A 10,681-nucleotide genomic window follows, 5' to 3' on the forward strand; every position below is an offset into this window, starting at 1 on the left:
GCTTATTGGCAAATAGGTGACGTTGTGGATCAGTTATTTTCGAGAAATAATCAGAGGGATTTCCAGTCTTAATTACCTTTTTAGAGGTATCTTTTTTCTGTTTAAAAGAGAACGAAAATCCTGAAATGGTACGTCCTTTCTTATGTTGTTCGTACTTAGCAGTTATGTCAGTTAGCTCATTTATTTGATTGAGTGCAAAATCTAAAACATAGGTTTTAAAGTTGCTCATAGTTTTGTATTGGTGAGCTTCGACACCCAATTGCTGCCTAAAAATAGACAGATCAAAAACAGGAGTCTTTCCTGCTGATCGCCATTGAATCAGCAACTCATAGAGTCGAATAGCATAAGAACTAGTTAGACGTGAAACTTGCTCTAACTCATATTTAGTAAAGTTCTCTTCTAGTCTAGTTATGAGAGGAACAATATCTTGAGTGAATCTTAAATAAACAATTCCCGACTGAGTCTCATAACCAATTTTATCAACCCAACGGCAATGGAAACTACGATCCTTACCTGTTTTAGGATTAACATCATGGTATGTGACGTATCTATCGAAGAGGCTTTTTGACGCATCTCTAAGGACTGTATAGGCAGTATGTTTTTCAACATTGAATGTATTTATATAGCTACTTGCATGTACCTCTAATAAGCTATTTTCTGTTATCCCATGACCTGTTTGTCTTGCTTCAGCGATAGCTAGAAGAATTAAACGTTGTTCAACAGTATCTAACGTATAGCTAGCTTGAATTAAGGCATTATCTTTAACGATTAATTCACTCATTTCTAATAATAAATTTATAATTAAACTAGGTTATACAATAGACTATTTAAATAAGTGTGTCTATTAAAATTATTAAGGTCGATAAACCTAGCTTTAAGGTCGATAAACCTAGCTTTAAAGGTCGATAAACCTAGTTTAATGGGTCGATAAACCTAGTTTAATGGGTCGATAAACCTAGTTTAATGGACTCTGAAACTATTGTATATCAAGGCTTTCAGACGAGTTAAAAGCATTTAAAAGCATTTAAAATAATTAAAAGCATACATCATGAAAAATTGCCCTTGGTTTTCGCTACGCTCAAACTCTATTGAACTTCGCTAAAGCTCAGTTCGTTGGGGCAATTTTTTGGCTAATACCTGGTTTAAATCATAAAAAGAAAAAGAACTAGGAATTCGCTTCGCTCATAAGTTTTTATGCTCGCTTCGCTCGATCTAGGTTTAAAGATCTGCATCTAATTTCTTATTGTTCTAAGTTTTCATTTTTAAAAGAATGTTTTTCAGAGAGTCTAGGCGCGAATTTTTTCAGTTCGCTCGTAGACACTCGCTCTGTAACATTATTTAGAAGCAGATATTAGTGGGCAATTTGCCCACTTTCTTTTTTTTATAGAACAACCAATAAAGCTGTTTGACTTTTTTTACATCAAAACCCTTCGGGTTTTGGTTTTTATTATTATTAAACATGTAGTTGACGATTGACTAATCTCTGTATAAATTGAACTTACACAGTAAGCAGTCCTGAACAGGTTATTTAAAAACTTTTGGAGGTTTACTGTGCCTTGCCCCTATATTTTTTATTGTTCTCAAACTCACCATTTTCTGTCTTTTCTTGAGAAGAGAGTCCGTCTAGGTACTTCCTATCATTTGACCATTACACTGCCTGAAACGAAAGCTAAAGCCAAGATTGACGAGTACTCTGCTTTATTTAAGATTGATCGTTCAGCGACGATCAGAAGTAGAAACAAAAAACGTATTCCACCAGTTGATTTGTTAGTTCTACAGAATAGAAATCTTCAAACCGCGAACTTAGTTACTTTGGTTTTCTTATTTCATCTAGATGAGAGCTTTTTTAAAACTTTCCCCGAGGCATATAAAGTTTCTAAAAAAGGGAGCCAAGTTTTAAATGAAATTTTTTGTCTAGAACGTAAGGAAAATTTCATATCAATTTTTGATAAGACTCAAAAACTTGCTATGAAATCATATATTGATAACAAATTAGTACCTGTTTATACCATTGAGAAACTGGAAATTCCTTTAAGACTTCGAGGTAAGTATGAAAATTACAGTTCCCATCAGTGGGTTGTACGATTGCACAAGGATTTTATTAAAGGAAAAATTGAGAAAATAAATAAACTATTTGAGAAAGCCAGGAATATTCCTAAAGAATATAGGGATGAAGATCAGCCAAAAATTTATTCAAGAATTGAACGTGAATTAAGTTTCTTGGAAAAACTTTATCCAAGTTTTGGGGTTCAACATGATGTTGGGGTAATCAAAAATGTGATTTTCAAAAAGAACAAAAAAGCTCATCCTACCTTTATCTTTAATTTCACACATCCTCCTTTTAAATTAATAAAGCCCTATTCCCATGATTCCTTTGAGGATTTGATTAAAATAAAAAAATAAAGATAGAGCCTAAATCCAATGGAAATAGGCTCTGAAAGATATAAACTTTTAAATGTCATTTAAAAGTCAATTTGTTTTGAAGTGAATAGTAACGAAGTTACTAAATTGTTCTCTTTTCTAAAGTATTCAGGTTTTATCAGGTGACCAACCTGATTGCTGACCAAGCACCTTCTCACTTTTCTCTACTACGTCCCGGCTCAGGCTTTCCCAATTAGCACCACTTGCGTTTTTATTCGTTCGCAGTGCCTGCACCTTTCGGCTTGTACTTGCCTGATCTCCCCTCTCACTTCAGCATTTTATAACTTAGTACGTCACCGCCTAAGGCTTATTAGCTTAGAGCTTTTACACTCTGTGAAAGTTCCCTTGTTAATGTTTAAAATCAAAAATACGCCCTAATCCACGCTCTCGCTAAACCCGATTCATCACATTCGCCAATTTTATACATCCTCAGTCGAGGGTTGTCCTTTCGCGAGCAGTTGTTCGAAGCTCTCACTTATAGCAGCTACGGGTCTGTTAATGGGTATAGTGCAGTATTTCTTTACTGATCAGCATCTCTAGAGAGATGCCGTTACAGGCTTAAGCTATTCGGGTGACCTTGCTTATGTATTCACAAGTGCCAATGATTCGCCAAAGGTTCTCTTTGCAACCACATACGGTTTTTCTCCGTATCACATAATATTTTCCCGCCCACCTGATCAGAACATCAGACCAAAATCGCTCATGGTCAGACGCTATGGATTTTCACCACTTTCTTAAACACAGGGTTTAGACATGTCACCATGTCGCCCGTTTCCAAGTCGCCCAACAACTGAATTTTTAATTAGGTAGAAGAGAGGAATTGCACCTCTCAGCCCCCTTCGAATGCCGCACCAGCGAGGTTTCCCCAGCATGCAGCTTCGCCAGGATTTAGTAGAGATGAAAGAAAACAATAGATGTAATTAGGGTGGTCAGCCCTAAATTAAGGGCTAACGCCTACTATCGTTCTTCTTACTTTGAGAAGAGAAATTTTGTAAGGCTAATGCCTAGATTTTGTGTTTTTCATGGTCATATCCTCTTGCGCTGAGGAGTGCGGTAATTTGCATTACATAATTAACTATATCTAAAAAAATTAGGATTCACAATTTTTTCGTTTTGCTTGAGATTAATAATCAAAAATGAATGATCGACAAACTGTTGATTAGGAAATGGTCTTTATGAGCCCGAAATGTATTCTAGGTTTTTCTAGCTTCGTATAAGAGATTTTATGTTAAATAGACAGAATTACGTCAAACTATGGCGTTTGGATCATTTTCTATGAAAAATTTATTTTCTACACAGTTATAATTGTTGATTGTTATAGTGGAATATGAAAAATTCATGAATATCTCCCTCCCTCGATTTCAAAATATTCATGAGGATAAAAAAAATGGTGTTACATATACACCAATTGAATTAGCTGAATTTGTTGCAAAAAAAGCTCTTTCTTATTTAGATAATGCATTGTTTTTGAATAAAAAAATTAAAATATTGGATCCAAGTGTTGGCGATGGAATCCTTATAGAGCAGTTGCTTTTAAATTTAGATACAGAGAAATTTTCAGAAATTGAAATAATTGGGGTTGATCTCGATGAATCTAATTTTGAAAAAATTACTTCATCAATTGAAGAGAAATATTCTAACGTTAAGTTGAAGTTATTAAAGGATGATTTTTTGGAATTTTATGATTCCAATAAAGATTCAGACTTTGACATCATTATTGCTAATCCTCCCTACATTCGTACTCAAATTATTGGTAGTGAAAAATCTCAGAAGATAGCAAAAGATTTTAATTTAAAAGGAAAAACGGATATTTATTATGCATTTATGATGGCTATGTCCAATTTACTTGGTAATAACGGGGTATTAGCTACTATTACATCAAATCGTTTTTTATCAATCAAATCTGGTCATGTACTACGAGATTATTTATTAGAAACTTTAGATATACAGTCTATTTATGATTTGGGTGATACGAAGGTATTTAGTTCAGCAGCTGTATTACCAGCATTAGTTTTCTCTAAGAAAAACAACAAAAAAACTAAGGGTGACCCTGAATTTATTACTGTTTATGAAGTTAAAAAATCAAAAAAAGATCATAAAGATGTTGAAACGATTTTTTCAGAAATTGATAGTACTACTCAATATATTAAAATTGGTAAATCTCAATTTGAAATTATTAGAGGAATATTAGATTTATGTAATTCTAAAAATAATGTATGGACTGTAACAACTAAGGAAAGCAATTCATGGTTACAGAAAGTAGCTATGAATACGTGGAAGATATTTAAAGATATTGGTCCAATTCGAGTAGGCGTCAAATCTACAGCAGATAAAGTATTTATACGTGATGATTGGGATGCTTTTGATCCGAAGCCTGAATTAATCAAATATTTGTTAACTAGTAAGTGTGCGCAACAATTTAAGGCTATTAGGCCAAATAAGCCTAAAGAAATTATTTATCCGCATACAAGTGAAAATGGAAAGACAAAAGCATTAGATATAGATCAGTATCCAGCCACTGCACAATATTTAGAGGCTTACAAAGATCAATTGAGTGGAAGGAAATATCTGATTGAAGCCGGTCGAAATTGGTATGAGTTGTGGGTTCCACAAAATCCAGACCTTTGGGATAAGCCAAAGATTGTTTTCCAAGATATCTCAGAAAAGCCAAAATTTTGGATAGATCTGGAAGGTAATGTCGTTAATGGTGAATGCTATTGGATTACACCAGATGATAGTAAAGATGATGAGCTATTATGGCTATGTTTAGCTGTTGCGAATTCTAAGTTTATCGAGCAGTTTTACGACTATAAATTTAACAATAAGCTCTATTCAGGTAAGAGAAGATTCATGAAACAATATGTTGAAGAGTTTCCTATTCCTGATCCTCAATTAGAGATATCTCAAGAACTAATTAACTTATCAAAGATGATCTATGAAGAAATAGATCAAGAAGATGTATTACAGCTTAAAGACAAGTTAGATGAACTTGTCTTTAAGGTATTTGAAATTAATTAAAAAAGTCATAGGGCAATGGTATTTGTATTTTTCCATTTACCACGTTGCCTTGGAATTGTGTAAATCGAGAAAAGAAATCAGCTCCAGTAGAAACTACTAAATGAGTCAACGTTACTGTGATGCCATTTGTAACTCCGTATACAACAGCATATCGTGTATCACAGTAACGCATCGCTGTACTGTTTATTGAAATTCCCGAGTTATCTATCTGATTAGGACAGATAACACCTAAATCAACAGTTGGCGATGTTTGTAACTTAACTTCTAGTAACTGGTGTTTAACATCTGGGAACTTTCCATCATCAGCATAGTTGCTATATCCCAAAGCTGAACAAACTAATTTATGTAGTTCAGCTCCTCTTAGTCTTTCTTGAGTAGGTCCTGGATCTGGGAAAGATTGACCAATTAAGGTACTCAGGCGGTTAAAAATTTCGGATATTGGTAAAATTTCCCCAGATATTGGGAAAGCAGTCGGTTCAGTCGATAGAGATGGTATATATGAACTGCGAGCTAAGTATGGATTCAACAATACTGAATCCGATAAGGAAACTAACTCTCGATTAACTGTAGCTGAAGGAATGAAGCTAGCTTGATGTTTCTTTGTAATAGTGCCAGTAGTATCTAAAAGAGCAAGCTCATATCCACTAATCACTTTAACCTTAAAGATGATATTTTGACTATTGATTCCAATAATAACGTATCTCCTTTGAGGAGAAACTTCTTCATTCCATATTTGTAAGTTATAAGACTGCTGATTGTATGTGTCAAAATTTTGACCTGTAAATCTTGGCTGGTATTTTGGGAATTTTTGTTCTATTGGATACCCTAATGCGTCACAAACAGCTTGTTTGACAACTTTTGAACGTGTGCGAATGGGATAGTTTACATTTAACCCCATTAATTTATTGTTTAAAAGTTCTTCTAAAAATTCGTCTGGAATCCATAAATTAGGGTCTCCTACCTGAATAGGATCATGAATTGTAAGTTGAGCATTTTTGATATTACGAACGTAATCATACGCTGATGGTAGTGTCATCGCCTTCTCTTGGAGTCAATAGTTCTGGTACAGTGATTCCAAGTGCTTCAGCAATTATTTCTAAAGAACTCAAAGAAAGATTTTTTTCACACCTTTCAATGGCCCCTATATATGTTCTATGCAATTTGCATAGCTCAGCTAATTCTTCTTGAGAAAGGTTATTGGCCGCTCTAAATGCTTTTAAATTGTCAGAAATAATCAATAGTAATTTATGGCTAGGTTTACGAAACATTATTTGAAATCACTTAGTTGAGTCCAAATAATGAAAATATGATGACAATAAGTCGACAGACGATAAGTAGCATTGATAATTAGTAGATTATTCTTAATTATTAAAAAATTCTAAAGTTAACATAATACACCTTATACGAAAGGCCCTATTCACGGGCCTTTTGATCATCTGATTAACATAAAATCTCTTATACGAAGTTTAAGTGTAACTCCCAAAAAACATACGACATGTCCCGTCGTCAATATGTCTTATAGCCCTATACATTTTTTCAACCGTAAGTAAGCTTTATTACACACCAATAAATTGACTTGATAACTATGCCTTTACATGAACAAGCATCATATCAGCAAGATAATAACTGGATAACGATTACACCAAATGATCTACGCAACCCAGAAACATTAGCATTTGCTAGAACAAAGCAACTATATGATTCTGAAGAGTGTAGATATGAACTATTTATTAGAAATCGTGAAGATATTCCTCACTTTTATAGAAAGGGTGTAATTCGCCATAATTTAGATAGACAGAAAGACTCTACTGAACATGATTCTGTTATAAAAAAGCTCTTATCCTACTTAAACAAAAATCCATCCATAAAATTAAAATCATATTTCTTTCATAGCTTTGCAGATAAAACATTACATACGATAAAAACGATGAAAGATTATTCATGGCAAGATGAGGTTTCTTTTGCCATTTCTGAGAATGGTTATGTTCGATTTGATATTTTAGGTCGACCAATATCACTAAATTGCACAAATCAAAATCCTTTTATTGCAATTGAAGTTGTAGATACTCATTTTTCTTCAAAAGCTTCTTTCAATGCTCTCTTAGAGCTAAGTAAAAAGCTTCCTTTCGTTATTGGCTATTATTTTGTAAAAAATACACCTCTGTATAATTGTCCAAATAATGCTAAAGGTAAAGTAAATCCCTTTTTAAGAGTCTCTTGTTATATCCATGATGGTGATTTCTGGATTAGAGATGAACGTATTAGTGATACTGTCAGTATTCAACTCAGAAATGATTCAGATGCTTTTTATGAGTATATTTTTGAAAAGGTCAAAAAAGAATTCATGATAGAAAAAGAGAAATGAAAAAAACCCGACATCCTGTCGGGGTTTTTCGTATGGGGGCTATAAGATATAACTCCTGTCATATCTAGACCGTCCTTGTGCTGAGTTGGTTATTTTTATTATGTAGAACTTCCTGTTCTGTGATTCCATAATAAAAATTCAGTTATAGAGCTTCTAGATGTAAATCACCTAAATTAATGTACGCCAAAGCGTACAAGAATGGCTTAAAAATAGCCCCAGATTTATCCGCAGAAATTGTGGATTGTTTTTAGGCTGAAAGCCTTATAGAGTGTATGTGATTCTTGGTTTTGAGTGTTTTTTGAGCAAAAGTGTTGGCAAAAACTATCAAAACCGCTCATAAAAAAGCCGACTTGTTTCAAAATCGGCTTTTTGGGCATTTTGGGATTTTTCTTAGTTTGTTAAGTTTTTGATATTTATATTAATATACAAGTGTATTGCGTATAACCACCATTATGTTAAATGGGGGTATATTTATGCCTCATTAAACTTATATCCACACTTTAGACACGCATAGTTATTGAGGATATGCTGATCAATAGCACGCCCTGTAACAGCACCTGCTGTAGCTCCAGCTGTGCCACCTGCAAGTGCTCCAGCAATTGCTCCAGCTACAGTCCCAACAGCAGCGCCGGTAACTATGCCAACAGGACCAGCAATAGCCCCTAGCATAGCTCCAGCTTTCCCAGCAGCAGCTGCACCACCTATTGCGGCAGCTGCACCACCAGCTGCACCAGCAGCGCCACCTAGGGTAGCACCAGCGCGTTTTCCATAATTAAGTTTATCAATATTTGTTGAATTACATTTTGGACAGGTTGTCATAATTCCTCTTTATTAAATATCTTCCTTAAATTTAAGAAAGCTAAAATTAACATAATAATTTGCTATTTTATCTTTTTTAAGCGGACATATAAGTTCTTATGATCACTGGTACTGGTTGGTCTTTCTTCTACATCAAAAACTTTTGTATATGATTTCACTAAATCTCCAAGTTTTTTAAAACCATATGTACGAGGGTCAAAATCAACTTGTAGAAGTTTCCACTGTGAGCCTAAAGAAGCTACAGTAATCCATTCAGTATCATGTGCATCAAAAACTTGTTTGATTTTATCTAATGGCAAATTAGAGCTAGTTTGAGACTTAGTTTGACTAGCATCTTTACTACTTGTATTAGCTATTTCTTTCTTAATAGTTGATGGTTCTTCTTTTGCTTGAACTATAGGATGTTGAGCAGGTGCTTCGTAACCAGTTAAGTTTTCAACATAAGTGAAGTGTGAACAAGCATTACGAAATGCTTCAGGAGTTTGTTTTTTCCCGAATCCATATACCGTTGCTCCTTGTTCTTTTATACGAATAGCTAAAGCAGTGAAATCGCTATCACTAGATACGATAGCAAATCCATCGATGCGATCTGTATAGAGCAAGTCCATTGCATCGATAATCATAAAACCGTCAGTAGCATTTTTCCCTGTTGTATAAGCAAATTGTTGCATTGGTTTAATAGCTAAGTTGTTAATTGCTTGCTTCCAACTACCATTTTGATTAACGAAATTTCCATATATACGTTTTACTGTTGCTTCACCATACTTGGTTAGCTCATTGAGAATATTTTCGATATCTTTGGCTGACGCATTATCTGCATCTATCAGTACGGCTAATTTTGATGTTTTTTCTTCTGTTAAATTGAAGATTGTTTTTGATACAGCCAAAGTCTTTACCCCGAGATATTAAAATAAATGAAGATTATAGCTTTTATCGTTTAATGATATTTTATTTTTACAAGTAAAAATAAAGATTTAGCTTATTTGAAATTAATAAGTTTCGCTAAAATTAACATAATACACCTTATACGAAATGCGTTATAATTCTCTTGAAAATTCAATGCTGTAGTTTCTAGTTGATAGCCCATCTTCCCCAAGGTGGGTTTTTTTTATGATTTTTCACGTTCCACGCCTATTCTTTGACCAAAGTTTCACGACTTTGTTCATATTAGTTAAACAATCGTGGTTAATCATAGGGTCTAAAAAAACGGCTCCAAAAGCCCCTTTTTTCTGGTTCTGGCGCAATATGTTCAGGGACTGGAATACGCTTATTCTCGATAACCTCTGATTCTTTAGGAGTCATCACTATGACTTCCTCTTTTTCTTCTACCGTGGATTCTGCCTGTGTTGATCCAGGATCATCAGATTGCGTTGTATTGGTTTTTGGAGCTTCCAATAGTCGTTGCATAGTTTCAATTTGATTTTGATAGAAGCTTTCTCTATTTTTTGCATCATCTAGCTGATTTTTTAGCAGGTCTATCTGCTGTCTAAGGAGTAAAACTTCTGCCGAATTTGGACTGTCTACTTTTACAGTTTCTTTTACACTCTGTTTTTGTACTGGCTCACCAAATACCCGGATCGCTTCTGCAAGATCAATCTTATTATCAGAATTTTTACTTAAATTTCCTTTCTTTATGTTGTTATAAATCGTTTGTCTATTGATGTTGTACAGCTTGGAAAGTTCAAGAACTGTAAGGGTTTTCATGCTGTAAACCTATGCCTAAACTTGTCAAAAGTTGTTGTCTATTAGACTGTCTAATAGACAAATGATCAAGTTTAAATTTTAGGCAGTTTGGAAGCCAACTTTCTGAAGATAAGGGAATAATTCTTCAAATTTTTGAGCGTCTTTAAGCATTTCAGCAATGCGCACAGCAAATTGTTCGAAGGTTTCTGTACCTTGAGAATAAGTATTCATTTCAGGAAGTCTAGAAAGCTTATTGGCAAATAGGTGACGTTGTGGATCAGTTATTTTCGAGAAATAATCAGAGGGATTTCCAGTCTTAATTACCTTTTTAGAGGTATCTTTTTTCTGTTTAAAAGAGAACGAAAATCCTGAAAT

9 protein-coding genes and 1 pseudogene are annotated in these 10,681 nt (G+C 34.1%); 3 read left to right on the top strand and 7 right to left on the bottom strand.

Features of this window, described 5'->3' with window-relative positions; all coding sequences use genetic code 11:
- The coding region (gene repM / locus FTU86_RS13180; protein ID WP_180098861.1) for a replication initiation protein RepM at positions 1–781 on the bottom strand (781 nt) is incomplete at its 3' end.
- Between the two features lie 860 nt (positions 782–1,641).
- Here repM and FTU86_RS13185 point away from each other — a divergent pair.
- Both FTU86_RS13185 and FTU86_RS13190 read left to right on the top strand, forming a co-directional pair.
- Entirely contained in the window at positions 1,642–2,403 is a 762-nt protein-coding gene (locus FTU86_RS13185) for a hypothetical protein (protein WP_180048568.1), read from the top strand.
- 1,356 nt (positions 2,404–3,759) lie between these two features.
- Positions 3,760–5,439, top strand: a complete 1,680-nt coding sequence (locus FTU86_RS13190; RefSeq protein WP_180053123.1) for an Eco57I restriction-modification methylase domain-containing protein — start codon at positions 3,760–3,762, stop codon at positions 5,437–5,439.
- On the opposite strand, the gene FTU86_RS13195 is transcribed toward FTU86_RS13190, so the two are convergent.
- Both FTU86_RS13195 and FTU86_RS13200 read right to left on the bottom strand, forming a co-directional pair.
- Positions 5,432–6,475, bottom strand: a complete 1,044-nt coding sequence (locus FTU86_RS13195) for a restriction endonuclease (RefSeq protein ID WP_151707500.1) — start codon at positions 6,473–6,475, stop codon at positions 5,432–5,434. The genes FTU86_RS13190 and FTU86_RS13195 overlap by 8 nt on opposite strands.
- Complete coding sequence (locus tag FTU86_RS13200; RefSeq protein WP_180048573.1) at positions 6,453–6,707, bottom strand: helix-turn-helix domain-containing protein; 255 nt, start codon at positions 6,705–6,707, stop codon at positions 6,453–6,455. The genes FTU86_RS13195 and FTU86_RS13200 overlap by 23 nt, the downstream gene beginning before the upstream one ends.
- Positions 6,708–7,024: 317 nt before the next feature.
- On the opposite strand from FTU86_RS13200, the gene FTU86_RS13205 reads away from it, so the two are divergent.
- Positions 7,025–7,804: a hypothetical protein gene (locus FTU86_RS13205; RefSeq protein WP_180048572.1), complete on the top strand. Its 780-nt coding sequence runs from the start codon at positions 7,025–7,027 to the stop codon at positions 7,802–7,804.
- Positions 7,805–8,275: 471 nt separating this feature from the next.
- Here FTU86_RS13205 and FTU86_RS13210 read toward each other — a convergent pair whose 3' ends face one another.
- The 4 genes and pseudogenes from FTU86_RS13210 to FTU86_RS13225 form a co-directional block, all read right to left on the bottom strand.
- Positions 8,276–8,623, bottom strand: a complete 348-nt coding sequence (locus FTU86_RS13210) for a hypothetical protein (RefSeq protein WP_218945242.1) — start codon at positions 8,621–8,623, stop codon at positions 8,276–8,278.
- A gap of 62 nt (positions 8,624–8,685) precedes the next feature.
- Entirely contained in the window at positions 8,686–9,510 is an 825-nt protein-coding gene (locus FTU86_RS13215) for an NYN domain-containing protein (protein ID WP_180048571.1), read from the bottom strand.
- A 298-nt stretch (positions 9,511–9,808) separates the two neighbouring features.
- Positions 9,809–10,327, bottom strand: coding sequence for a plasmid replication DNA-binding protein (locus FTU86_RS13220; protein WP_180048570.1), 519 nt, complete (start codon positions 10,325–10,327; stop codon positions 9,809–9,811).
- Between the two features lie 78 nt (positions 10,328–10,405).
- Positions 10,406–10,681 (bottom strand): annotated as a pseudogene (locus FTU86_RS13225) (RepB family plasmid replication initiator protein); the annotation flags it as partial.

The organism is Acinetobacter sp. YH12155, from assembly GCF_013418255.1.
In the GTDB taxonomy this organism is placed as follows: domain Bacteria; phylum Pseudomonadota; class Gammaproteobacteria; order Pseudomonadales; family Moraxellaceae; genus Acinetobacter; species Acinetobacter indicus.